Genomic DNA, 24,800 nt, shown 5'->3' with positions numbered 1-24,800 from the left:
GTCAGCGCCAGCTCGGCAGCCAGTAGTGCAGGCTGAGGAACCAGGCGGGCACGGGCATCCCGACCCACACCGGGTAGAACCAGGCGCTCACCAGCACACACACCACGAGGAACGCCCCGACGACCGCCAGTGCCCGGGTGCGCTGGGGCCGCGGATCGGCCCGGGAGCCGAGCGCCAGCCCGATCACCATCGTCAGCCCGAGGATCATGTAGGGCTCGAACGCGATCGTGTAGAACTGGAACACCGTGCGGCCGGTGTACATCAGCCACGGCAGGTAGCCGGCGACCATGCCCATCAGCACGAGGCCCACCTGCCACTCGCGACGGCGCACCAGGCGGTAGACGAGGTAGAACAGGGCGGCCGTCGCGCACCACCAGATGATCGGGTTGGCGATCGAGGTGATGTTCTCGTAGCAGGTGGTTCCGCCGCAGACCGAGTCGTCGACCTGCGACACGTACATCTGCGTCGGACGGATCAGGAACAGCCAGGTCAGCGGGTTCGCCTGGTACGGGTGCGGCGAGTTCTCGCCCACGTGGTACTGGTAGATCGCCACCTCGAGGTGCCAGAAGTTCTGCACGGCGAGGGGCACCCAGCTGAGCGCGCCGGTCCACTCGCCGCCCGAGGTCTGGGCCCAGGTGCGGTACATGCCGCCGGTCGTGGCGAACCAGCCGATCCAGGTGGTGAGGTAGGTGGCGACCGCGAGCGGGATGAGCAGCACCGCCGTCACGGGGCCCTGCTTCAGCACGGCCGAGCTGAACCAGAACGGCAGGCCGAGCCGGCGCCGGGCGAGGGCGTCCACGACGACGAGGTACACGCCGAAGGCGGCGAGGAAGTACAGGCCGCTCCACTTCACCGACGACGCGGCACCGAACGCGACGGCGGCGGCGAGCACCCAGGGGCGCCACCAGACCGCAGGGCCCCAGGTGGGTTCGCGCCCGGCCTCCCGTGCCCGCGTCACGGCCTCGCCCAGCCGTCGCTCGTGCCACCCGCGGTCGAGCAGCACCGCGCCGAAGCCGAGCAGCAGGAACAGCGACGACAGTCCGTCGAGGATGCCCACCCGGCTCATCACGATGGCGTGCCCGTCGATCGCCAGCAGGAATCCGGCGATCACACCGAGCAGCGTCGAGCGGGTCAGCTTCACCGCGATCAGCGTCGTCAGCAGCACCAGCAGGATGCCCGCGACTGCCACCGAGATGCGCCACCCCGTCGAGTCGCCCGGGCCGAACAGCTCCATGCCGAGCCCGATGATCCACTTGCCGAGCGGCGGATGCACGGCGAACGAGCCCATCGTCTGGAAGATGTCGGTCTCGCCGGCGTTGAACCGGGTGTCGGCGTCGGCCGGCCAGGTGGCCTCGTAGCCGAGGTTCCAGGTGGTCCAGGCGTCCTTGACGTAGAAGGTCTCGTCGAAGACGAGGCTGTGCGGGTGGCCGAGGTTCACGAGGCGCAGCACGGCGGCGAGCAGGGTGACCGCGATCGGGCCGCCCCAGCGCCAGGCGCGCTCGCGGGCGGGGGTGGCCATGAGGCGCAGCCACCAGTCGTCGAGCCGCGAGCCGGTGGGGACAGGGGCGGGGGGGACGTCGGCGAGCGGCGCGGTCGTCGGCTCCTCGGTGCTCACCGGGCAATGCTAACGGTGGCGGCCCGCGAGCGCCGTGCACGCTGAGAGACTGGACGCATGCTCATCCTCGCCGCCACGCCCATCGGCAACCTCAAGGACGCCTCGGCCCGGCTCGTCGAGCTGCTCGAGTCGGCCGAGGTCATCGCGGCCGAGGACACCCGCGTCACCGTCAAGCTGCTGCGCGGTCTCGGCATCGAGAACCGCCCGCGCCTGCTGCCGCTGCACGAGCACAACGAGCGCGAGAAGGCGGCGTCACTCGTCGAGCTCGCGCGCGACGGGGACCTCGTGCTGCTCTCCGACGCGGGCATGCCCACCGTCTCCGACCCGGGCTACCTCCTGGTCTCCGCGGCCATCGCGGCCGACGTGCCCGTCACGGTCGTCCCCGGCCCCTCCGCGGTCGTCACCGCCCTCGCGCTCTCGGGCCTGCCCACCGACCGCTTCACCTTCGAGGGTTTCCTGCCGCGCAAGCACGGCGACCGCCTGTCGGTGTTCCGGATGCTCGCCCGAGAGCCCCGCACGATGGTGTTCTTCGAGTCGCCGAACCGCCTGGCCGACTCGCTGACCGACCTCGCCTCGGTGCTCGGCGACGACCGCCGCGTGGCCGTGGTGCGCGAGCTCACGAAGCTCTACGAAGAGGCACGCCGCGGCACCGCGGCCGAGCTCGCGGAGTGGGCCGTCGCCGGGGTGAAGGGCGAGATCGTGATCGTCGTGGCGGGCGCACCGGCGCTCGCCGCCGATCTGCCCACGGCGCTCGCCGAGGTGCAGTCGCTCGTGGAGTCGGGCACGCGCCTGAAGGAGGCCACGGCCACGGTCGCCGAGGCGACCGGACTGTCGCGCCGCGACCTCTACGAGGCGGCCCTGGCGGCGAAGCGGCCCTGAGGGAACCCCTTTGCGGGCGGGCGTCCGCCGGGGTAGGCAGGAACGCATGGCTTCAGCAGTGCGATTCCCGACGTTCGGCGGCACCGAGGTGCTCGAGGTGGTCGACGTCGACCGGCCCGAGCCCGGCCCGGGCGAGGTGCGTGTCGAGGTCGTCGCCTCCGCGATCAACCCCGGCGAGGCGGCGATCCGCGAGGGGCGCCTCGAGCAGATCTTCCCCACGACCCTGCCGAGCGGCGAGGGCAGCGACCTCGCGGGGCGCGTGCAGTCGACGGGACCGGGGGTCACGGGCATCCAGGCCGGTGACGAGGTGATCGGCTTCAGCGACACCCGCGGCGCCCATGCCACCCACGCGGTCGTGCCGGCCGAGAACGTCGTGCCCAAGCCCGCCGGTGTGACCTGGGAAGAGGGCGCCGCCCTGTACGTCGCCGGCACCACCGCGGTCGCCGCCGTGCGGGCCGTCGGCGCGGCGGCGGGGGAGACCCTCGTCGTCGCCGGCGCCACCGGGGGCGTCGGACTGTTCGCCGTGCAGCTCGCGAAGCTCGCGGGCGCCCGAGTCATCGGCCTCGCCCGCCGCGACGACCACGCCCTGCTCGCAGAACTCGGAGTCGACCCGGTCGAGTACGGGCCGGATGCTCTGCAGAGCATCCGCGAGGCCGCCCCCGACGGCGTCGACGCCTTCATCGACACCGCCGGCCACGGCTCGGTCGACCTCGCGCTCGAGCTCGGAGTCGCACCCGAGCGCATCGACACCGTCGCCGACCCGGCCGCAGCGGCGCGCGGGGTGAAGACCGACGGCAACGCCCAGGGCGGCGGCGCGCCCACCCTCGCCCGGCTCGCCGAACTGGTGGCCGAGGGGGCTCTGCGCGTCGAGATCGACACGGTCTACCCCCTGCAGCGCGTGGCGGAGGCCTACGACCACCTCGCCTCGGAGCACGTCGTCGGCAAGATCGTGCTGCGCATGGAGTAGGGCCCCGGATGCCCGTCCCGCCCCCTTTAGGATGGTCAGCATGTCCGCCGGCTCCGCCTTTTACATCACCACGCCGATCTTCTACGTGAACGACGTGCCCCACATCGGGCACGCCTACACCGAGGTCGCCGCCGACGTGCTCGCGCGCTGGCACCGGCAGGCGGGTGACGACACCTGGTTCCTGACCGGCACCGACGAGCACGGGCAGAAGATCCTGCGCACGGCCACGGCCAACGGCGTCACGCCGAAGGAGTGGGCCGACAAGCTCGTCGCCGAGGCCTGGCAGCCGCTGCTCCAGACGATCGACATCTCGAACGACGACTTCATCCGCACCACCGACGAGCGGCACGAGGTGAACGTGCAGTTGTTCCTGCAGCGCCTCTACGACGCCGGGTACATCTACACGGGCGAGTACGAGGGCTACTACTGCGTCGGCTGTGAGGAGTACAAGCAGCAGTCCGACCTGGTCGACGGCACGGGGCAGTACGAGGGGCAGCTGGTCTGCGCCATCCACTCCAAGCCCGTCGAGCTGCTGAAGGAGCGCAACTACTTCTTCCGCATGAGCGACTTCACGCAGCGGCTGCTCGACCTCTACGAGGAGCGGCCCGAGTTCGTGCAGCCCGAGAGCGTGCGCAACGAGATCATCTCGTTCGTGCGCCGCGGCCTCACCGACCTCTCGATCTCGCGCCAGACCTTCGACTGGGGCATCAAGGTGCCCTGGGACGAGTCGCATGTCGTCTATGTCTGGTTCGACGCCCTGCTGAACTATGCCACCGCGGCCGGCTACGGCTCCGACGACGAGAAGTTCGCCCGGCTCTGGCCCGCCACCCACATCGTCGGGAAGGACATCGCGCGCTTCCACGCGGTCATCTGGCCGGCCATGCTGATGGCCGCCGGGCTCGAGGTGCCGAAGCAGGTCTACGGCCACGGCTGGCTGCTCGTCGGCGGCGAGAAGATGTCGAAGTCGAAGCTCACGGGCATCGCGCCCGAGCAGATCACCGACACCTTCGGTTCGGATGCGTTCCGGTACTACTTCATGCGCGCCATCAGCTTCGGCCAGGACGGCTCCTTCTCCTGGGAGGACCTCTCGGCCCGCTACCAGGCCGAGCTCGCGAACGGCTTCGGCAACCTCGCCTCGCGGGTCGTCGCCATGGTCACCCGCTACTTCGACGGGGTCGTGCCGACCGCGGTCGAGAGCGCGGTGACCGATGCCGAGCTCGCCATCCGGGCCACCGAGCGGCGGGTCACCGCGGCCGCCGACGAGGCGATCGAGCGCCTCGCGGTGCACGAGGCCCTGACCCGCATCTGGGAGCTCGTCGACGAGCTGAACGGCTACATCACCACCCAGGAGCCCTGGGGCCTCGCGAAGGACCCGGCGAACGCCGACCGCCTGGCGACCGTGCTGAGCACGGCGCTCCGCGGGCTCGGCACCCTCGCGGTGCTGCTCTCCCCGGTCGTGCCCGAAGCCGCGGCCAAACTGTGGACGGCACTGGCCGGCGTCGGCACGGTGCAGGAGCAGAGCATCCGCTCGGCCTACGACTGGCGGGGCGGCGAGCGCGTGCAGCCGCTCGAGGCGCTCTTCCCCCGCATCGAGGTGGACGCGTCGTGACCGACGCCCACGAGCTGCCGACGCACCTGCGCACCCGCGAGCCCTCCGACCGCGGAGATCAGAGCTACCCGCCGCTGCCCGAGGCGCTCGTGGTGCCGGTCTACGACAACCATACGCACCTCGAGATCGCCGACACCGCCGACCCGATCGACTACCACGAGCACCTCGACCGGGCCTCGGCCGTCGGGGTGCGGGGTGTCGTGCAGGTCGGCACCGACCTCGAGACCAGCCGCTGGTCGGCCGAGCAGGCCGCCCGCGAGCCGCGCATGCTGGCCGCGGTGGCGCTGCACCCGAACGAGGCGCCCGAGTACGCCGCCGCCGGAGGCCTCGACGCCGCCCTCGCCGAGATCGCCGAGCTGGCGAGCTGGCCGCGCGTGCGGGCCGTCGGCGAGACGGGGCTCGACTTCTACCGCACGGGCGACGAGGGCCGCGAGGCGCAGTACCGCTCCTTCGAGGCGCACATCGAGATCGCGAAGGAGAACGGCATCGCGCTGCAGATCCACGATCGCGACGCCCACGCCGAGGTCATCGAGACGCTGAAGCGCGTCGGCGCCCCCGAGCGCACCGTCTTCCATTGCTTCTCCGGCGACGCCGAGCTCGCGCGCATCTGCACCGAGAACGGCTGGTACATGTCGTTCGCGGGCAACGTCACCTTCAAGAACGCGCACAACCTGCGCGAGGCCCTCGAGACGGCGCCGCGCGCGCTGCTGCTCGTCGAGACCGACGCGCCGTACCTCACCCCGATGCCGTTCCGCGGCCGGCCGAACGCGCCGTACCTCATCCCGCACACCCTGCGGGCGATGGCCGCACACCTCGGCACCGACGTCTCCATGCTCGCCGCCCAGATCTCGTCGAACACGGAGCTGGTCTACGGCCGCTGGGAGGACGAGCCGGTGCAGGCCTCGTGAGCGACGACTCCGCCGGCCCGGGCGAGTCCGGCGCCGCCGCAGTCTCACTGCTCGGCCCGGCCGAGATCCGCGACCTGGCGGGACTGCTCGACCTGACGCCCACCAAGAAGCTCGGCCAGAACTTCGTCATCGACGCCAACACGGTGCGCAAGATCGTGCGGGTCGCCCAGGTCGAGGCGGGTGACGTCGTGGTCGAGGTCGGCCCGGGCCTCGGCTCGCTCACGCTGGGCCTCCTCGAGGCCGGCGCCGAGGTGGTCGCGGTCGAGATCGACCACCGCCTGGCCGAGCAGCTGCCGCTCACGGTGTCGCAGCTGGCTCCGGATGCGCGGCTCACCGTCATCCGCGACGATGCGCTGCGCATCCGCTCGCTGCCGGGCGACCCCACGCGCCTCGTCGCCAATCTGCCCTACAACGTCTCGGTGCCCGTGCTGCTGCACCTGCTCGAGCACTTCCCGTCGATCCGCTCGGGCGTGGTGATGGTGCAGGCGGAGGTCGGCCATCGCCTCGCCGCGGAGCCCGGCTCGAAGGTCTACGGCTCGCCGTCGGTGAAGGCGGCCTGGTACGGCGAGTGGCGCACGGCCGGGCAGGTCAGCCGGCAGGTGTTCTGGCCGGTGCCGAACGTCGACTCGGTGCTCGTCGCGTTCGACCGGGTCGGCTCGGGGCTCGCCTCGGAGGAGCTGCGCGTGCGCACCTTCGCGATCGTCGACGCCGCCTTCGGACAGCGCCGCAAGATGCTCCGGCAGTCGCTCAGCGAGCTGCTCGGCGACTCGCAGCGGGCCTCGGCAGTGCTCGAGGCGGCGGGGGTCGCGCCGACCTCGCGGGGCGAGACGCTCACGGTGCATGACTTCCTGGCCATCGCCCGCGCTGCCGCCGCCGAGGACGACGTCGCTGAGTAGCAACTGCTCATAACGGTCGGCGGTCGACGCGCGGCATCCTGAGGCTCTACCCCAGGAGTCGACATGACCTCGATGCTCACCCCTCCGGCGGTGGCGTCGTGCGCGGTCGAACGCATCGGCGGTGCCGACCGCTACGAGGTGTCGGCGGCGGTGTCGTCCCGCACCTTCGCCACCGCGCGGCTCGTCTTCGTCGCCGGCGGCGAGTCCTTCCCCGATGCGCTGTGCGCGTCCGCGGTCGCCGGAGCGCAGAACGCGCCGGTGCTGCTGGTCGCGAGGTCGACCCTGCCCGATTCCGTCGCGGCCGAACTGCGACGACTCGCGCCCGTGACCGTGGTCGTCGTCGGCGGCCCGGAGGCCGTCGATGCAACCGTCGAGGCGGCACTCGCGCCCTTCGCCCACCGGGTGACGCGCGTCGGCGGCGCCGACCGGTACGAGGTGGCGGCACGGCTCTCCGCGCTCGCCTTCCCGTCGTCTCCACCCGTCGCCGTCGTGGTCTCCGGCGAGGTGTTCGCCGACGCCCTGGGCGGGTCCGCGGCCGCCGGCGCCCTCGGCGGTCCTGTGCTCCTCGTGCCGACCGACCGGGTGCCCGACACCGTCGTCGCCGAGCTCGCCCGCCTCCGACCGTCGAGGCTGGTCGTGCTCGGGGGCCCCGCCGCGATCGCCGAACCGGTCGTCGACACGCTCCGCACCATCGTCGGCGACACCACGCGGCTCGACGGAGCCGATCGGTTCGTCGTCTCGGCGGCGACGTCGGCTCACGCCTTTCCGCGCGGTGCGCGAACGGTCTTCATCGCCTCCGGCAGCACCTTCCCCGACGCCCTGTCGGGGCCGGCAGCCGCGATCCACGATCGCGCCCCCGTGCTGCTCGTCACCGCCGACGCCGTGCCGGCCGTCAGCCGGGCCGAGCTCGCCCGGCTGAGGCCCGAACGCATCGTCGTGCTGGGTGGCAGCCACACGGTCTCCGACAAGGTGATGCGCGACCTGCTCGACCGACCGGGAGGTGGCACGATCGGAGGGTGACGCATTCCGAGCCCATCCCCGTGCAGCTGTCCACCTTGCGCTGGGGCCCCGCCGACGCGCGGCCCGCAGCCCTGCTGCTGCACGGCCTGACCTCCTCGGCCAACACCTGGTGGCGGGTCGCCCACGAGCTCGCCGCCCGAGGCTGGTCGGTCACCGCACCCGACCTCCGCGGCCACGGCTCGTCGCCCCGGGCCCTCGGCTACACGCTCGACGAGTACGCCTCCGACGTGCTGGGCCTCGCCCCGCACGGCAACCCGGTGCTCGGCTGGGACCTCGTGATCGGCCACTCCCTGGGCGGAGCCGTCGCCACGGTCGCGGCCGCTCGGCGTCATCACTGGGCGCGATCGCTGCTCCTCGTCGACCCGGTGCTCGCGGTGGCTGAAAATGATCGGAACGGCCTGATCGATGAGCTCCTCGGTGAACTCGGCGACCTCGGCCCGGCCGGCCTGCTCGCACGGCATCCCCGCTGGCACAGCGAGGACGCGACGCAGAAGGCCGCCGCCGCCCGCCTGGTCAGCCCGTACGTGGTCGAGCGCACGGTTCGGGACAACGGACGCTGGCAGCTCGAGCAGGTGCTGGCGGGCATCCGCTCGCCCGTTCACGTGCTCGCGGCCGACCCGGCCCTCGGCGCCTCGTTCACCGCCGCCGAGGGCGACCGCCTGGCCTCGGCCGCGGCGGCGTTCGACTTCGCCGTGGTCAGCGGCGCCGGCCACTCCATCCAGCGCGACGACCCCGACCGCGTGGTCGCGGAGACGGTGGCACTGCACGCCCGGGTGTGACGAGTGTGTTTCGTTATGTGTCCCGGGCACGGGTTGGGACCTGCCGTCCCGATACCATGGGGTGCGGCCCCTCGTGCGGCCGCGCAATCACAGCAGATCCACTTGTAAGGGGACACCCATGTCGAAATTCGTGCGTCGAGCGGGTGCCGCAGCACTCGCCGTCGGCCTCGTCGCCTCCGTAGCCGCGTGCTCGAGCGGAGGCAGCGGCAGCGCGGACAGCACCGGCGCCGCGGCCGACGGCGACAGCTCGATCATCCTGATCACCCCGACCCCCATCGGCTCGAACAACTTCCTGCAGCTCGCCGCCGACGGCGCCGAGCAGGCCGGCGAGAAGTACGGCGCGAGCGTCGACGTCTACGAGAGCGAAGACCCGACGAGCATCCAGCAGAACATCGACGCCGCCGTGCGCGAGAAGCCGAGCATCATCATCGGCGTCAGCTTCAGCGTGCTCGACCAGATCACCCAGGCCGCCGCGGACTACCCCGACCAGCAGTTCCTGCTGATCGACACCTCGGCCGAGGAGCCCACCGAGAACCTCACCGCCGCCGTGTTCAAGGAGTACGAGGCGACCTACCTCACCGGCGTCGAGGCCGGCCTCCTCACCCAGTCGGGCAACGTCGGCGTTGTCGCCTCGCTCGACACCCCCTTCCTGCACCGCTGGGTCGACCCGTTCTTCGCGGGCGCCGAGAGCGTGAAGCCCGGCGTGAAGACCGCCGTGCAGTACGTCGGCGGCGACAACCCGTTCGGTGACCAGGCGCGTGCCAAGGCGCAGGCTCAGATCCTCGCCGACGGCGGAGCCGACTACGTGCAGGCCGCCGCCTCGGGCGGAAACCTGGGCGTCTTCGAGGCCGCCTCCGAGGCGGGCTTCAAGGCCTTCGGCGTCGACACGAACCAGTGCCTCGACTCTCCCGGCAACGTCGTCGACAACGCCATCAAGCGCGTCGACGTCGCCCTGATCAACTCGGTCGGAGACATCCTCGACGGCACGACCGGCGGCTTCACCTCCTACGGCCTGGCCGAGGGCGGCGTGAGCCTCACGGGCCTCGAGGACGGCGTCGCCGACTCGAAGTGCCTGATCGCCGACCACCCCGACGTGATCGAGAAGGTCGCCGCCGTGCGCGACCAGATCGTCTCGGGCGAGATCACGGTGACCGACCCGCTGACCGCCGGCTAGTCCTGCATGGTCTCTCGCGCATCCGATGATGCCGCCGACGCAGCTCGGCCGCCCGCTCCCGTCGAGGGAGTCGCGGCGGTCGAGCTGATCGGCGTCGGCAAGCGGTTCGGCTCCGTCGTCGCGAACGACGGGGTCGACCTCGTGCTGCGCCGGGGCACGGTGCACGCGGTGATGGGCGAGAACGGCGCCGGCAAGTCCACTCTCATGTCGATGCTGTTCGGCCTGCTCGAGCCCGACTCGGGCGAGATCCGGGTCGACGGCCGCCCGGTGCGCTTCGGCGGTCCGCTCGATGCGATCGCCGCGGGGCTCGGCATGGTGCACCAGCACTTCCGCCTCTTCGACACCATGAGCGTCGCCGACAACGTGGTCTACGGGGCCGAACCCCGGCGCCGGGGCATCCTGGGCCGGGCCTTCGTCGACCGACGGGCAGCGGATGCGCGGGTGCGCGAACTGGCCGCCCGATACGGTCTCGACACCGACCCCGCGGCCGTCGTGGGCTCGCTCTCCGCCGGGGCGCGGCAGCGCGTCGAGATCCTCAAGGCGCTGCACCGGGACGCCCGCATCCTCATCCTCGACGAACCCACCGCCGTGCTCACACCCAGCGAGGTGGACAGCCTGTTCGCGGTCATCCGCCGCGCGGCCGACGCGGGAACGACCGTGGTGCTCGTGACGCACAAGATCCACGAGGTGCTCGCGGTCAGCGACGAGGTCACCGTGCTGCGCGACGGCCGGGTCACGGGGCGATTCGCCACCCGAGACGCCACCGGGCCGGAGCTCGTGCGGGCGATGACCGGACGGGCCATCGCCGAGGTCAAGAACCCGGGAACCGGCACTCCGGGAGACGCCGTGCTCGAGGTCGAGGGGCTGTCGGTCTCCGACGGACGACGTGACGTCGTGCGCGACGTGTCGCTCGCGGTGCGCCGGGGCGAGATCGTCGGCATCGCCGGAGTCTCGGGCAACGGGCAGCACGAGCTCGTGGCCGCGGTGCTCGGCACCATCGACGCCTCGGCCGGGCGGATCCGCCTGATGGGCTCCGACGTCACCCGCTCGACCGTGCGGGATCGCCGGGCCGCGGGGCTCGCCGTGATCCCCGAGGACCGCCGTGGCGAGGGCAGCGCCGTCACCATGACGGTCGCCGAGAACGCGGCGCTCGGCCACCACCGCAGCGCTCCGATCGGCGCGTCCACGGGCATCCGTCGCGGCTGGATGTCGCTGAAGGCCGAGCGGTCGCAGGCCCGCCAGCTGATCGGCGACTACGACGTGCGCACCTCGGGGGAGCAGCAGCTGATCGGCTCGCTCTCGGGCGGCAACGCGCAGAAGGTCGTCGTCGCGCGGGAGCTCTCGCACGGGGCGCCGCTGCTGATCGCGGAGCAGCCCACCCAGGGTGTCGACGTGGGGGCGATCGAGGCCATCCACGGGCGACTGCTCGACTACCGGGCGGCGGGCAACGGCATCCTGCTCGTCTCGCACGAGATCAGCGAGCTGCTCGCGCTGGCCGACCGGGTGCTCGTGATGTACGGGGGCGCGATCGTCGCTTCGTTCAGCGCGGCGGAGGCGACGACCGAGCGGATCGGCGCCGCCATGGCGGGGGCCGCGGCCGCGGATGGGCCGGTGGACGGCGTCAGGGCCGGCGCCGCGACCGACGCCGTCGCAGCCGGAGCCGCGGCCGACCCCGTGATCGACCAGGGAGACCGAGCATGACCGCCCCGCCCGAAACCACTCCCGGGGCCGCCCCCGTGGCCGGCCCCCGGGCGCCCGGAGCCGGACGGCGACTCGCCGCGGCCGCGCTGCGTCACCCCGCCGTCGTGCCGATCGGCGCCGTCGTGCTGGCGCTGCTGATCGGCGCCGTGATCATCCTCGCCGCCGGCCTCGACCCGATCGCGGCCTACACCGCAGTCATCCAGAACTCGCTCGACCCCGGCCAGCTCGACTACACCTTCTCGGTCTGGGCGTTCATCTGCGGCATGGCCCTCGCGGCCGCGATCCCGCTGCGCATGGGCGAGTTCAACCTCGGCGGCAACGGCCAGCTCGTGCTCGGCGGCCTCACCGCCACCGTCATCGCGAGCAGTCTGCCGCTGCCCTCGATCGTCCTCATCCCGCTCGCCGTGATCGGCGCCGCGATCGTCGCCGGAGCCTTTGGCGCGATCTCCGCCCCGCTCGCGACCCGCTTCGGCATCCCGATCATCATCTCGACCCTGCTGCTCAGCCCGGTGGCCGTCGCGGTGGTCAGCTTCCTCGTGCGCTTCCCGCTCGGCGAGGCGGGCTCGGCCGTCGCCCAGACCACCCGCCTGCCCGAGGGCGCCCGGATGTGGGCGCTCGGCGACCTCTCGTACTCCAACGCCGGACTGATCATCATCGTGCTGATGATGGTCGTGTTCTGGGTGGTCGACTCCCGCTCGGCGGTCGGCTTCGAGCTGCGCGTGGTCGGCGCCAACCGGCGCTTCGGGGCCTACGGCGGCGTGCGCGTCGGCCGGCTCTCCCTCGGCGCGATGGCCGCGGCCGGTGCGGCGGCGGGTGTCGTGGGTGCGGTCATCGTCATGTCGTCGCCGTTCCGGCTGATCGACGGCGCGCTGATCTCTCCCGGCTACACCTTTGCGGGGCTCGCGGCCGCGCTGCTGGCCGGAGGTCGCCCGGCGCTCATCCCCGTCACGGCCATCCTGTTCACCGTGCTGCAGGTCGGCGGCGCCGGCATGGAGCGCTCGGCCGACGTGCCCCGGCAGCTCTCCGACGTGCTGCAGGGCGTCGTCATCGTCGTGCTCGCCCTCCGCACCGTGCTCGACCAGCGGCGCACCGAGAGGAGCTCGGCCTGATGCACGTCTTCGAACTCGGCTTCGTCGCGGCCGTGCTGCTCGCGGCCACGCCCATCCTGTACGCCGCCCTCGCGGGCGCCATCTCGGCTCAGGTCGGGGTGTTCAACATCGCCCTCGAGGGGCAGATGCTCTGGGGTGCCTTCGCCGCCGTCGCGGGCAGCTACTACACGGGCAGCGCCTGGGGCGGGGTGCTCACGGCGCTCGTCTCGACCGCGCTCTTCTCGGTGGTGCTCGCGATCGGCGCCGCCCGCTGGCACGCCGACCCGATCATCATCGCGATCGGCACGAACCTCCTCGCCATCGGCCTCACGGGGTTCCTGCTGCGGGTGCTCTTCGACACCTCGGGGTCGTTCTCGCCGCGCGGGCTGCAGGGGCTGCCGAAGATGGCGTTCCTCGCCGACGTGCCCGTGATCGGCCCGATCTTCGCGGGGCAGACGGCGCTCGTGCCGCTCGCCTTCGTGCTCATCGTGGCCGTGGGGCTGTGGCTGAAGCGCTCGGCGGGGGGCCTTCGCCTTCGGGGTGTGGGCGAGCATCCGGATGCCGCGGCCGCCCTCGGTGCGAACGTCGCCTCGTACCAGACCTGGGTCACCATCGTGGGTGGCGCCCTCTGCGGCATCGCCGGAGCGCAGCTGGCCCTCGGCAACGTGACGGTGTTCACCGAGAACATGACCGCCGGTCGAGGCTGGATCGCGGTCGCCGCCGTGATGCTCGTCGCCGGACGTCCGCTCTGGCTGCCGGTGGCCTGCCTCGGCTTCGGAGCGGCCGAGGCCCTGGGGTTCCGGCTGCAGGGGATCGGGGCGCCGCAGCAGCTGACCGACGCCGCGCCCTATGCGATCACGCTGCTCGTGCTGGTGGCCACGCGCATCCGATTCGCGAAGCGGGCTTCGCTGACGACCACCTGACCCCGCGGGCTCGACCCTGCAGCACGCCCCGACCGAGCCCCTCCGCCGCCCCTACCTGACACCGCCACGCACCCGACCCGCATCGAAGGACCCACCATGACCGACGCCGCACCCGCCGCACCCACTGCCCCTACCTCGCCCACCGCCCGCGAGACCCGCCACATCATCGTCGACACCGATACGGGCATCGACGACGCGCTCGCCCTGCTCTACCTGGCCGGCCGCGACGACGCCGAGATCTCGGCGATCACCAGCGTCTACGGCAACACCCCCGTCGAGGCGGCCCTGACGAACATCGCCCGTGTGCAGCAGCTCGCCGGCCTCGAGGACGTGCTCGTCGCCCGCGGCGCCGCCGGACCCATCGACGGCGAACCGCGCATCGCCTCGCACGTGCACGGCCACGACGGGCTCGGCGACCTCTGGTCGGAGCCGATCGCCCCGAAGAACCTCTCCCCGCTGTCGAGCGCCGAACTGCTCGTCGAACTGGGACGGTCGAAGCCCGGCTACTACGACCTGCTGCCCGTCGGGCCGCTTACCAACGTCGGCCTCGCGCTCGAGATCGAGCCCGAGCTGCTGACGCTCTTCCGCTCGGTGGTCATCATGGGCGGCTCCGGGCCCTTCCCGCCGCTCGGCACGGTGCAGATGGTCGACGCGAACATCCACAACGACGCCGAGGCCGCCCGCCGGGTCTTCGCCGCCCCTCGAAAGAACCTCGTGATGGTCGGCGTCAACGTCACCGCCCACACGATCGTCGACGAGCAGGCCGTTCAGGCGCTGCATCGCGCCGGCACGTCGTGGGGCACGTTCTCGGCGCAGGTGCTCGAGGCGTACATGGACTTCTACCAGTTCTCCTGGGGCCGGCGGGTCTCCCCGGCGCACGACGGCCTCGCGGCGGCGCTGCTGGTGCAGCCCGAGTGGATCACCTCCTCGATCACCGGCCCCGTCAACATCACGAGCGACGGGTTCGCCACCCGCGCGCACCTCATGCAGACCGCGACCGGGCTGCCCGTCTCGTGGCCGAGCGAGCCGGCGCCCGACACGTTCGTCGTGCTCGACGTGGACCGCGAGGCGTTCCTGACCGACTTCGTGCGGGTGCTGTCGGGGCACTGACCGGGGGCGCCGTCGGGGCGCTGATCGGAGGCGTCCTCTGGGCACTGATCGGGGCCATCCGCGGCGTGGGATAGGTTGGAGGACATGATCGACCGGGGCGCCACGAAGACCGTGCACGTGCGGGCGCCCGGCAAGATCAACGTCTTCCTCAAGGTCGGCGCGGTCATGCCCGACGGCTACCACGACCTCGCCACGGCCTACCAGGCGGTCTCGCTCTACGAAGACGTGTTCGCCTCCCCGGCGAGCGACTTCTCGGTCGTGTTCGAGGGCGGCCACATCGACACCTCGGGTCTCGAGACCGACGGGTCGAACCTCGCGATCCGCGCCGCCCGGCTGCTCGCCCGGCGCGCCGGCTACCGCGAGGGTGTCTCGCTCCGCATCTCGAAGAACGTCCCCATCGCGGGCGGCATGGGCGGCGGGTCGGCGGATGCTGCCGCCGCCCTCCTGGCCTGCGACACCCTCTGGGGCACCGACCTCGGCCGGGACGAACTGCTCGCGCTGGCCTCCGAGCTCGGCGCCGATGTGCCCTTCGCCCTGGCCGGCGGAACCGCGATCGGAACCGGTCGCGGCGACCAGCTGAGCCCCGCACTCGCGAAGGGCCAGTTCCAGTGGGTGCTCGTGCTGCCCGAGCACGGTGTCTCGACCCCTGAGGTCTACCGCGAGCTCGATCGCCACCGGGAACGCCACGCGCAGGACATCTTCCCCGCCCAGGGTCAGCCCCTCGTCGACGCCGACGTGCTGCAGGCGCTGCGGGCGGGCGACCCCCACATGCTCGCCGAGTCGCTGAGCAACGATCTCCAAGCGCCGGCGCTGCACCTCAGCCCGGGACTCGCGACGGTGCTCGAGGTGGGGGAGCAGAACGGTGCCCTCGCGGGCATCGTCTCGGGCTCGGGCCCGACGGTCGCGTTCCTGGCGGCCGACCTCGACGGCGCCCTCGAACTGCAGATCGCCCTGAGCGCGGCCCGCCACCACGTCGTGCGCGCCACGGGCCCGGTAGCGGGTGCCCGCGTCGTCGCCGACTGACCCGGCCCATAGGCCCCGGTTCCTCGTCGACCCCACCGGGCGCCCACCTCGCGAACCGGCCGACCCGCCAAGCTCCGAAGGCTGCGGCCTACCTGACCCGACCATGACCATCTCGGGCAAGCGCGTCAGCGCGCGGCAGCCCGTCGGCAGCCAGCGCCGGGCGTTCCGCTTCTCGGGTGCTGCCGCGCGCTTCGCGCTTGCCCTCGATAACCATGGCTGGCTTTCGCAGAATGGTGTGTCGTCACGCCGCCGGGTGCTGAATCGTGCGTCGGCGCGTGGTTGGGATGGGTGTCTGTTCGGGATCGTTCCACCGGGGCGGAATCAGATGCGGGACTCCACCCTGCATGACTAGTTTCCAGTCCGCTTTGTGCAGGTGCGAGTGGTGGAAGTGGCAGAGCAGAACCCCGTTATCGATATCGGTTCTGCCCGGCGGATGATCATCCGAAACCCACTCGTCGACGTGATGCGTCTCGCAGTAGGAGGGTGGCCTGTCGCAGTTGGGCCACACGCAGCCGCCGTCTCGGGCGGCGAGTGCCCGGTTCTGGGCGGGAGTGAACAGCCGTTTGGTTTTGCCGTGGAAGAGGACCTCGCCCCGGTCGCCGAACAGTGTCACCGCCATCGGTGAGGTGCACCGCATCTGCTCTACGGTCGACACGGGCACGGGTTCGTCGAGGCCGTCGATGTACCCGACCCCGCGCCCGGCTTCGAGGTCGGCAAGCGTCATATGGAGGTTGACGGTCGTGATGGCCCCGTTAATCCGGGGCATGTCCTCGGCGCCGGCCGCCCGGGCGATCAGCTCCGTGATCGTGTCGGCGTTCTTCTGCGCCGAAGTGCGATCGTCAGCGGTGACGTAGTCGCCCTCCTCCATGAACCGCGGGCCGCCCACGCGGGGGCTCTGCATCGCTTGCAGGCTCGACATCCACACCCCGCCCTGCTCCGGCATCAGTGCGAACTTCCCGCGGACCATCCCGTCCGGCGATTGACCGATGGTGAGGAAGCGGAGTTGCTGGTGCACTTCGTCGCGAGGCTCGGCGCCGTCGGGGTCGAGCACGTCCCGGAGGTGGATCGCCATTCTCGCGGTCTCGTCGGCCGAGAAGTGGCAGGCCAGAGTTTTGTCGACGAGGGTTTTTTCTGCTCCGGCGACGACATCGGGCGCGCATCCGCGGTGAGCCAGTTCGCCGCACCGCTTGACGATGGTCGCGGCCGCCTCGATCGGCAGGTCACCCGCGTCGAGCGCCTCCGCCACCCGCGGGAACGGCGCCGGCCCCTCGCCGCCACCGAGCAGCACTTCGCCCCGCAGCCGCTTCCCAAGATCGAGCCGCGCCTTGCACTCCTTCGCCGATGCGCCGGTGACAGTGGCCAGCAGCGCGACCGGCGAGGTGAAGTTCTGCGACCGGCTCAGACCCTCGTCACCTAGTTCAGGGCGCGACCGCACCGCGACCTCGCCCGCGAACCGGATCTGCAACGCCAGAGCCGCGCGCACCACGAGCTCGTTGGCCGCCATCGCCTCGAGCAGCGCATCATCGCCGAGGGCTGAGATGGCTGCCGAATTCATACTGAGATTCTATCAGAAACCTCTGAAGAAAGCTCAGTGATTCGAAGACAGATTCGACTCGAGTTCGTCAGCCTTCAGAGGGCGAGAAGCGCCTTCACCGGCGCGGAGGTGACCGCCTCCACCACTGCACGCCCGCCGAGGTCGACGAGCTCGAGCACGACGGCGACGCCGACGACGTCCCAGCCCGCGCGCTCCATCAGCCGGATCGTCGCCGTCAGCGTCCCACCGGTCGCCAGCACGTCGTCGACGATCACCACGCGAGCCCCCTGCGGCAACGTCGACGGATGCACCTCGAGGCTCGCCGACCCGTACTCCAGCGCGTAGCTCTCGTTCAGCACCTCGCCGGGCAGCTTGCCCGCCTTGCGGACGGCGAGCATCCCGTTCCCGCTCGCGACGGCAGCGGCGGCCCCGAGCACGAAGCCCCGTGCCTCGACCCCGGCCACCGCATCGATCGGCCCGAAGCCCTCGACGAGCGCCGATGCCACGGTGCGGAGCCCCGCCGCGTCGGCGAACAGCCCCGAGAGGTCGCGGAACAGGATCCCCTCCGACGGGAAGTCGGGCGTCTCGGTCATGCCCGAGCGGATCGCCGCGATCGCGTCGGCACCCGGCACAGCGACGGCGCCGCTAGTAGAGCCGGAGACGGAGGGGTCAGCAGATGCATTCAGATCGGGCATCCGTCAATCGTATTGCCCGTCGCTAGAGTGTGGCCATGCGCAGGGCGTTCGGAGTCATCAGGGTCATCGCGGCGGGCGTCATCATCGCCGCCATTGTCGGTCAGCTCGTCTTCAGCCTCGAGGTCGTGCCCGACCAGACCGATTTCCTGGTGAACTTCTTCAGTTACTTCACCATCCTGTCGAACGCGCTGGCGGCGATCGCGCTGCTGATCGGCGCCTACTACTCCTTCACCGTGCGCCGGGACCCGGCCTGGTACAACGTCTCCCTCGCCGCGGTCGTGACGTACATGGCCACCACGGGTGTGGTCTACAACCTGCTCCTGCGCAGCATCCAGCTCGAGCAGGGGCGCACGCTCGCCTGGTCGAACGAGGTGCTGCACTTGGCGGCGCCGATCTACATCGTGCTCGTCTGGATCCTGTCGCCCGGCAAGTCGCCGCTGCGCTGGCGAGCGCTGTGGGCGATCGTGGCGTTCCCGATCGTCTGGGTGGTGTACACGATGATCCGCGGGGCCATCGTCGGATGGTACCCGTATCCGTTCCTCAACCCGGCGCAGCTCGGTGGGTACGGGGCGGTGGCGGTCTACGTGCTCGGTATCGCCGGGTTCATCTGCCTGATGGGCGCCGCGGTGATCGGGTTGAGCCGCACGCGGTTCATCCGTGGCTGAGCTCCGCTGAGTAGCGATTGCTCAGGCTGCCGTCGGGCCGGGTGGCTCTAGGGTCTACGCATCCGGACGTCACCGCGGTGCCGAGCCGGCGGAACGAGAGGCAGCACCATGGGTACACTCCCACCCCGTCCGCGCCCGGCGAAGCCCTGAGGCGCGGCGTCAGGCCCAGCGCGGCGCTAGGCCCAGCGAGGGTCGTCGATGTCGGGCGAGTCGATGCGGTCGGCGTCGGTGAGAACGCCGGCTTCGGCGATCCATGCGGTGAGGTCTGCGTCGTGCAGAACGAAGGGCGGTTCGTCTCCGAAGAGCTCCGGATGCTCGGCCACCGCCACGGCCCCACCGCTCGCCAGCACCACCACGTTGCCGAGCGGCCCCTCGGTATCGGCGGGGTCGAAGTCGGTGATCACGGCCACGTCGGCGAACACCTTCCGAAGGGTGGCCGCCTGCGCTCGCGCGTAATCGAACGGATGCCCGTCCAGCAGATTCACCGCCACCAGCCCCTGCGGCGCCGAGCGCTCTGCCACGAGCCGGTAGAACTCCAGGCTCGCGACGTGGGCGCGAATGGTCGCGGCATCCCAGAGGTCGACCACCGTGACTTCGGCGCCCTGCCACTCGCGGATCGCGGCCGAACCCGCCCCGGCGACCCCTGCCGCGGCGACTCCCGTCTCGGCGACTCCCGTCTCGGCGATCGCGCGGGCGTCGCCGAACACGAGCTCGATGTCAGCAGCGTCGGGCAGGGGCAGTGCGGCCAGCACGGCTTCGCAGAGCTCCCGTTCGAACTCCACCACGAGCTGCGGGGAGCCGGGCCGGGTCACCGCCACGTAGCGGGTGAGCGCCATCGCGCCCGCTCCCAGGTGCACGGCGAAGACGGGAGCGCCGGGCGCCGCGACCGCGTCGATAGCCCGGGCGATGTGCTGCACGTAGGGCCAGGCGAGCCGCCGCGCATCCGTCAGCGACACCACCGACTGCGCCACCCCGTCGACGCTCAGCTCGTAGCTCTCGCTCGCCCGGTGCACCCGCTTCAGAGTCGCCTTGCGGCCGTCGAAGGCGAACGAGAACCGGCGGCGATCGGCGAGCATCCGCCCAGCATAGGCGCGCCCGCCCGACCCTGAGCACCCCTCCCATCCACGCCCTGTACCCTCGACAGGTGGCTCATCTCCTGGGCGCTGAGGCGCTCCATCTCGAATATCCCACCCGAGTCATCTTCGATTCCGTCACCGCGGGCATCAACGAGGGCGACCGCATCGGCATCGTGGGGCGCAACGGCGACGGCAAGTCGACCCTGCTCTCCCTGCTCTCGGGCCGCATCGAGCCCGACGGCGGCCGCGTCACCCGCCGCCGCGGCGTCACCCTCGGCATGCTCGACCAGGCCGACACCGTCGACTCGTCCCTCACGGTCGCGCAGGCGGTCGTCGGCGACCTCGACGAGCACGTCTGGGCCGGCGACCCGAAGGTGCGCGACGTCATCGGCGGCCTCCTCGGCGACATCGATTGGGAGGCCGTCGTCGGCACCCTCTCGGGCGGCCAGCGCCGCCGGGTCGCCCTCGCGGCCCTGCTCGTCGGCGACTGGGACGTCGTCTTCCTCGACGAGCCCACCAACCACCTCGACGTCGAGGGCATCGCCTGGCTCGCCGAGCACCTCAAGCGCCGCTGGCCCGCCTCGAGCGGAGGCCTCGCGGTCGTGACGCACGACCGGTGGTTCCTCGACGAGGTCTCCAACCAGACCTGGGAGGTGCACGACCGCATCATCGAACCCTTCGAGGGCGGCTACGCGGCCTACATCCTCCAGCGCGTCGAGCGTGACCGGATGGCCAGCGCCACCGAGGCGAAGCGCCAGAACCTCATGAAGAAAGAGCTGGCCTGGCTGCGCCGCGGTGCCCCGGCCCGCACCGCGAAGCCCAAGTTCCGCATCGATGCGGCTGAGGCCCTGATCGCCGACGAGCCACCCATCCGCGATACCGTCTCCCTCACCCAGATGGCCACGGCCCGCCTCGGCAAAGACGTCGTCGACGTGCTCGACGCGAGCGTCTCGTTCGGCGACAAGTCGGTGCTCGAGGGCGTCGAGTGGCGCATCGCCCCGGGCGAGCGCACGGGCATCCTGGGCGTGAACGGCGCCGGGAAGTCGACGCTGCTCGGCCTCGTCACGGGCGCGGTCAAACCCACCAGCGGAACTGTCAAGCGCGGCAAGACCGTGAAGATCGCCACCCTCACCCAGCAGCTCGCCGAGCTCGAGGACGTGCTGAACGACCGCGTCAGCGAGGTCATCGGCCGCTACCGCACCTCGTACGTCGCCGGCGGCAAGGAGCTCACCCCCGGGCAGTTGCTCGAACGACTCGGCTTCACCAGCGCCCAACTGTCGACCCCGGTGAAAGACCTGTCGGGAGGCCAGAAGCGGCGACTGCAGCTGCTCCTGATCCTGCTCGACGAGCCGAATGTGCTCATCCTCGACGAGCCCACCAACGACCTCGACACCGACATGCTCGCCGCCCTCGAAGACCTCCTCGACTCCTTCCCGGGCACGCTGCTCGTCGTCTCGCACGACCGGTACCTGCTCGAGCGCGTCACCGACCAGCAGTACGCGGTGCTGAACGGCCGTTTCCGGCACCTGCCCGGCGGCCTCGAGCAGTACCTCGCGCTGCGCAAGGCCGGTGAGGGCTCGCTCGAGGTGGGTACGAAGGCGACGGATGCGGGGCACAAGTCCTCCGCCCCGGCACTCGCGGGCGCAGAGCTCCGCGCCGCCGAGAAGGAACGCTCGTCGCTCGAGCGCAAGATCGAGAAGCAGACCCAGCAGATCGTCAAGCTGCACACGCGCATCGCCGAGCACGACCAGTCCGACTACGTCGGTCTGGGCACGCTGACGGCCGAGGTTCAGGCGGCCGAGGCGCAGATCGCGGCGCACGAGACGCGGTGGCTGGAACTCTCCGAGCTGCTCGATTGAGGTGAGCCGCTAGGCCATATCGAGCGACAGCCGGCGCAGCAGCCCGGCCAAGCGCTCCTGGTCGGCCTTCGTGAGCCCGGCCAGCAGCTCCGTCTCCGCCGCGACGAGATGCGAGATGGCGCCGTCGACGCGGTCACGGCCCTCCCCGGTCATCCGCACCCGCACCCCGCGCCCGTCGTTGGGGTCGGTTCGTCGCTCGACCAGCCCGCGTCGCACCATGCCGTCGATGCGGTTGGTCATCGTGCCGCTCGAGACGTAGGTCTGCTCGAGCAGCGCCTTCGGGCTGAGCTCGTGCGGGCTGCCGGCGCGGCGCAGGGCTGCGAGCACGTCGAATTCCCACGACTCGAGGTCGACGGTGGCGAACGAGGCGCGGCGGGTCTTCTCGAGCTGCTTCGCGAGCCGCGACACCCGCGACAAGATCTTCAGCGGCGAGAAGTCGAGATCCGGATGCTCGCGCATCCACGCGTCGACGATCTCGTCGACGCTGTCCCGGGCCGGCCTGCTGCTCATCCCCTCATTATCCCCAAGCCGGTCGTCGCCGAGATCCCTCCACAGATCCCCACGCCGCGCCCGGCGTGAGCAGGCAGGTCTGGCAGACTGGGCTACTGCACCGGGCGAGACCCGGTGGTCCGCCTTGGTGTAATGGCAGCACGACAGCCTTTGGAGCTGTTAGGTCTGGGTTCGAATCCCGGAGGCGGAGCGCGTGAATCGATCCGGTTGATCGATTCCCGTGCTCCGCAAGGCGGCAGCCCGAAGCCGGGGCACACCGCGAAACACGACTCGATGCGGTCGTATCCGACGAGGGAGATCCGGAAGATGACCGACAGCAACCTTGCAATCATCGTCTTGGCGGCAGGCCAGGGCACGCGCATGAAGTCGAGCCTCCCGAAGATCCTGCACGAGATCGCCGGAGTGCCGCTGATCGGCCACGTGCTCGCCACCGCCGGCCAGCTCGACGCCGCCCACACCGTCACCGTGGTGCGCCACGACCGCGACCGCGTCGTCGAGGTCATCCACGACCACTTCCCCTCGGCCCTCGTCGTCGATCAAGACGAGGTGCCGGGCACCGGTCGTGCCGTCGAGCAGGCCGTGCAGGCGCTGCCGGCCGACTTCGCCGGCGACGTGCTGGTCGTCAGCGGCGACGTGCCGCTGCTCGACGCCGACACGCTCACGGGGCTCCTCGCCGAGCACCGACGCACGGGCGCGGGCGCCACCCTGCTGAGCGCCGAGCTCGATGACCCCACCGGTTACGGCCGAATCGTCCGCAGCGGCGACGGGATGCTCGACCGCATCGTCGAGCAGAAAGACGCGAGCGACTCCGAACGGGCCCTGCGTGAGATCAATGCCGGCGTCTACGTCTTCGGCCTCGCGCGGCTGCGCGACATGCTCGCCCAGGTCACCACGGCGAACGCCCAGGGCGAGAAATACCTCACCGACGTCGTCGGCCTGCTCCGTCGCGCCGGCTCCGACGTGGCCGCCGTCACGGTGTCCGAGCCGTGGATCGTGGCGGGCGTGAACGACCGGGCCCAGCTGTCCGATGCGGCGGCCAAGCTGAACGCGCTGATCGTGCGGGGTTGGCAGCTCGCGGGGGTGACGGTGGTCGACCCGGCGACGACATGGATCGACCTGAAGGCGAGCCTCGCCGAAGATGTGACCGTGCATCCGGGAACCCAGGTCAAGGGCGCCACCAGCGTAGCCCGCGGTGCCGAGATCGGCCCTGACACCACGCTCGTCGACTGCGAGGTGGGGGAGGGCGCGGTCGTGAAGCGCACCGACGCGACCCTGAGCGTGATCGGGGCGGGCGCCTCCGTCGGCCCCTTCGCCTATCTGCGGCCGAACACCGTGCTCGACGCGGGCGGCAAGATCGGAACGTTCGTCGAGACGAAGAACTCGCACATCGGCGAGGGCTCGAAGGTGCCGCACCTGTCGTACATCGGTGACACCGAGGTGGGTGTCGAGTCGAACGTCGGGGCCGGCACGATCACCGCGAACTACGACGGGGTGAACAAGAGCCGCACCCAGGTGGGCTCCCATGTGCGCACCGGGTCGCACAACGTGTTCGTCGCCCCGGTTAGAATCGGAGACGGCGCCTACACGGGCGCCGGAACGGTCGTCCGCAAGGACGTGCCGGCCGGCTCGCTCGCGATCACCGTGGCGCCGCAGAGGAACATGGCCGGCTGGGTCGAGCAGAACCGGGCGGGCACGGCGGCGGCGCAAGCGGCGGCCCGGGCCCACGACGGTGACGGCACGACCACGACGCAGACCCCCACGCGAACGAGCGGAGAATAGGTGTCCGGAATCAAGGCCAGCGGAGAGAAGTCCCTCCTCGTCGTATCAGGGCGAGCGCATCCGCAACTGGCCGAGGACATCGCGGCCGAACTCGACACCACCCTCGTCGACACCGAGGCGCGCACCTTCGCCAACGGCGAGCTCTACATCCGCTACGGCGAGAGCGTGCGTGGGGCGGATGCGTTCGTCATCCAGTCGCACACGGCTCCGATCAACGAGTGGCTGATGGAGCAGCTCATCATGGTCGACGCCTTGAAGCGGGCCTCCGCCAAGCGCATCACCGTGGTCGCCCCGTTCTACCCCTATGCCCGGCAAGACAAGAAGGGCCGCGGGCGCGAGCCCATCTCGGCCCGCCTCGTCGCCGACCTGTTCAAGGCCGCCGGAGCCGACCGCATCATGTCGGTCGACCTGCACGCCGCGCAGATCCAGGGCTTCTTCGACGGCCCCGTCGACCACCTCTTCGCCATGCCCGTTCTGATGGAGCACATGCGCAAGGTGCTCGACCCCTCCACGCTCACCGTGGTCAGCCCCGACATGGGCCGCGTGCGTGTCGCCGACATCTGGAGCGACAAGCTCGGCGCGCCGCTCGCGATCATCCATAAGCGCCGCGACCCGCGGGTGCCGAACCAGGTCAGCGTGCACGAGATCGTCGGCGACGTGGCCGGCCGCGTCTGCCTGCTGGTCGACGACCTGATCGACACCGGCCGCACCATCGTCGCCGCTGCCGAGGCGCTGAAGGCGAACGGCGCCACGGGTGTCGTCGTCGCGGCCACCCACGCCGTGTTCAGCGACCCGGCGTCGACCATCCTGCAGTCGGAGTTCATCGACCAGGTCGTCGTCACCGACACCCTGCCGATCCCCGTCGAGAAGCACTGGGACAGGCTGACCATCCTGCCGATCGCCCCGCTGATCGCGCGGGCCATCAGCGAGGTGTTCTCCGACGGCTCGGTCACCACGATGTTCGACGGCGACGCTTGAGCTCCTCGCCGG

At 71.2% G+C, this 24,800-nt stretch carries 22 protein-coding genes and 1 tRNA gene; 18 read left to right on the top strand and 5 right to left on the bottom strand.

From position 1 onward, the window contains the following. Position 1: 1 nt before the first annotated feature. Positions 2-1,615 carry a dolichyl-phosphate-mannose--protein mannosyltransferase gene (locus NVV95_RS08135; RefSeq protein WP_259486045.1) on the bottom strand — a complete coding sequence of 538 codons (1,614 nt, stop codon included), beginning with the start codon at positions 1,613-1,615 and terminating at the stop codon, positions 2-4. A 57-nt stretch (positions 1,616-1,672) separates the two neighbouring features. Between NVV95_RS08135 and rsmI the strand changes: the two genes are divergently transcribed. The 13 genes from rsmI to NVV95_RS08070 all read left to right on the top strand — a co-directional run bounded on the left by rsmI (position 1,673) and on the right by NVV95_RS08070 (position 15,692). Next, positions 1,673-2,494 carry a 16S rRNA (cytidine(1402)-2'-O)-methyltransferase gene (gene rsmI, locus NVV95_RS08130; RefSeq protein ID WP_259486044.1) on the top strand — a complete coding sequence of 274 codons (822 nt, stop codon included), beginning with the start codon at positions 1,673-1,675 and terminating at the stop codon, positions 2,492-2,494. Positions 2,495-2,540: 46 nt separating this feature from the next. Next, a complete protein-coding gene (locus NVV95_RS08125; RefSeq protein WP_259486043.1) occupies positions 2,541-3,461 on the top strand; it encodes an NADP-dependent oxidoreductase in 921 nt (306 codons plus the stop codon). 40 nt (positions 3,462-3,501) lie between these two features. Next, the gene (metG, locus tag NVV95_RS08120; protein ID WP_259486042.1) at positions 3,502-5,070 is read left to right on the top strand and encodes a methionine--tRNA ligase; all 1,569 of its coding nucleotides are present in this window, start codon (positions 3,502-3,504) and stop codon (positions 5,068-5,070) included. Next, positions 5,067-5,978, top strand: coding sequence for a TatD family hydrolase (locus tag NVV95_RS08115; RefSeq protein ID WP_375163791.1), 912 nt, complete (start codon positions 5,067-5,069; stop codon positions 5,976-5,978). The genes metG and NVV95_RS08115 overlap by 4 nt, the downstream gene beginning before the upstream one ends. After that, positions 5,975-6,874: a 16S rRNA (adenine(1518)-N(6)/adenine(1519)-N(6))-dimethyltransferase RsmA gene (gene rsmA, locus NVV95_RS08110; RefSeq protein WP_259486041.1), complete on the top strand. Its 900-nt coding sequence runs from the start codon at positions 5,975-5,977 to the stop codon at positions 6,872-6,874. The genes NVV95_RS08115 and rsmA overlap by 4 nt, the downstream gene beginning before the upstream one ends. Before the next feature lie 63 nt (positions 6,875-6,937). Further along, positions 6,938-7,894, top strand: coding sequence for a cell wall-binding repeat-containing protein (locus NVV95_RS08105; protein WP_259486040.1), 957 nt, complete (start codon positions 6,938-6,940; stop codon positions 7,892-7,894). Next, positions 7,891-8,673, top strand: coding sequence for an alpha/beta fold hydrolase (locus tag NVV95_RS08100; protein WP_259486039.1), 783 nt, complete (start codon positions 7,891-7,893; stop codon positions 8,671-8,673). The genes NVV95_RS08105 and NVV95_RS08100 overlap by 4 nt, the downstream gene beginning before the upstream one ends. Positions 8,674-8,791: 118 nt before the next feature. After that, positions 8,792-9,847, top strand: coding sequence for a BMP family ABC transporter substrate-binding protein (locus NVV95_RS08095; protein WP_259486038.1), 1,056 nt, complete (start codon positions 8,792-8,794; stop codon positions 9,845-9,847). 6 nt (positions 9,848-9,853) lie between these two features. After that, a complete protein-coding gene (locus NVV95_RS08090) occupies positions 9,854-11,548 on the top strand; it encodes an ABC transporter ATP-binding protein (RefSeq protein ID WP_259486037.1) in 1,695 nt (564 codons plus the stop codon). Further along, positions 11,545-12,657 carry an ABC transporter permease gene (locus tag NVV95_RS08085; RefSeq protein WP_259486036.1) on the top strand — a complete coding sequence of 371 codons (1,113 nt, stop codon included), beginning with the start codon at positions 11,545-11,547 and terminating at the stop codon, positions 12,655-12,657. The genes NVV95_RS08090 and NVV95_RS08085 overlap by 4 nt, the downstream gene beginning before the upstream one ends. Continuing rightward, positions 12,657-13,559 (top strand): ABC transporter permease, encoded by a 903-nt coding sequence (locus NVV95_RS08080; RefSeq protein WP_259486035.1) that lies wholly within the window; start codon positions 12,657-12,659, stop codon positions 13,557-13,559. The genes NVV95_RS08085 and NVV95_RS08080 overlap by 1 nt, the downstream gene beginning before the upstream one ends. 96 nt (positions 13,560-13,655) lie before the next feature. Continuing rightward, on the top strand, positions 13,656-14,669 hold the full coding sequence (locus tag NVV95_RS08075; RefSeq protein ID WP_259486034.1) for a nucleoside hydrolase: 1,014 nt from the start codon (positions 13,656-13,658) through the stop codon (positions 14,667-14,669). A gap of 84 nt (positions 14,670-14,753) precedes the next feature. After that, entirely contained in the window at positions 14,754-15,692 is a 939-nt protein-coding gene (locus NVV95_RS08070; protein ID WP_259486033.1) for a 4-(cytidine 5'-diphospho)-2-C-methyl-D-erythritol kinase, read from the top strand. Between the two features lie 241 nt (positions 15,693-15,933). On the opposite strand, the gene NVV95_RS08065 is transcribed toward NVV95_RS08070, so the two are convergent. Both NVV95_RS08065 and NVV95_RS08060 read right to left on the bottom strand, forming a co-directional pair. Then, positions 15,934-17,247 (bottom strand): HNH endonuclease signature motif containing protein, encoded by a 1,314-nt coding sequence (locus tag NVV95_RS08065; RefSeq protein WP_259486032.1) that lies wholly within the window; start codon positions 17,245-17,247, stop codon positions 15,934-15,936. Between the two features lie 74 nt (positions 17,248-17,321). Further along, complete coding sequence (locus tag NVV95_RS08060) at positions 17,322-17,921, bottom strand: adenine phosphoribosyltransferase (protein ID WP_259486031.1); 600 nt, start codon at positions 17,919-17,921, stop codon at positions 17,322-17,324. 35 nt (positions 17,922-17,956) lie between these two features. Between NVV95_RS08060 and NVV95_RS08055 the strand changes: the two genes are divergently transcribed. Then, entirely contained in the window at positions 17,957-18,586 is a 630-nt protein-coding gene (locus tag NVV95_RS08055; RefSeq protein WP_259486030.1) for a Pr6Pr family membrane protein, read from the top strand. Positions 18,587-18,762: 176 nt separating this feature from the next. On the opposite strand, the gene NVV95_RS08050 is transcribed toward NVV95_RS08055, so the two are convergent. After that, a complete protein-coding gene (locus tag NVV95_RS08050) occupies positions 18,763-19,662 on the bottom strand; it encodes a spermidine synthase (RefSeq protein ID WP_259486029.1) in 900 nt (299 codons plus the stop codon). A 68-nt stretch (positions 19,663-19,730) separates the two neighbouring features. On the opposite strand from NVV95_RS08050, the gene NVV95_RS08045 reads away from it, so the two are divergent. Next, a complete protein-coding gene (locus tag NVV95_RS08045; RefSeq protein WP_259486028.1) occupies positions 19,731-21,521 on the top strand; it encodes an ABC-F family ATP-binding cassette domain-containing protein in 1,791 nt (596 codons plus the stop codon). A gap of 9 nt (positions 21,522-21,530) precedes the next feature. Here the strand turns inward: NVV95_RS08045 and NVV95_RS08040 are convergent, their stop codons facing one another. Continuing rightward, positions 21,531-22,031: a MarR family winged helix-turn-helix transcriptional regulator gene (locus tag NVV95_RS08040; protein WP_259486027.1), complete on the bottom strand. Its 501-nt coding sequence runs from the start codon at positions 22,029-22,031 to the stop codon at positions 21,531-21,533. A gap of 118 nt (positions 22,032-22,149) precedes the next feature. Here NVV95_RS08040 and NVV95_RS08035 point away from each other — a divergent pair. The 3 genes from NVV95_RS08035 to NVV95_RS08025 all read left to right on the top strand — a co-directional run bounded on the left by NVV95_RS08035 (position 22,150) and on the right by NVV95_RS08025 (position 24,788). Next, positions 22,150-22,221, top strand: a tRNA-Gln gene (locus NVV95_RS08035). Between the two features lie 116 nt (positions 22,222-22,337). After that, the gene (gene glmU / locus NVV95_RS08030; protein ID WP_259486026.1) at positions 22,338-23,810 is read left to right on the top strand and encodes a bifunctional UDP-N-acetylglucosamine diphosphorylase/glucosamine-1-phosphate N-acetyltransferase GlmU; all 1,473 of its coding nucleotides are present in this window, start codon (positions 22,338-22,340) and stop codon (positions 23,808-23,810) included. Then, entirely contained in the window at positions 23,811-24,788 is a 978-nt protein-coding gene (locus tag NVV95_RS08025; RefSeq protein WP_259486025.1) for a ribose-phosphate diphosphokinase, read from the top strand. Positions 24,789-24,800 lie beyond the last annotated feature (12 nt).

The organism is Herbiconiux gentiana (assembly GCF_024978135.1).
Classification (GTDB): Bacteria; Actinomycetota; Actinomycetes; order Actinomycetales; family Microbacteriaceae; genus Herbiconiux; species Herbiconiux gentiana.
This window is presented reverse-complemented; position numbering and strand designations above follow the sequence as displayed.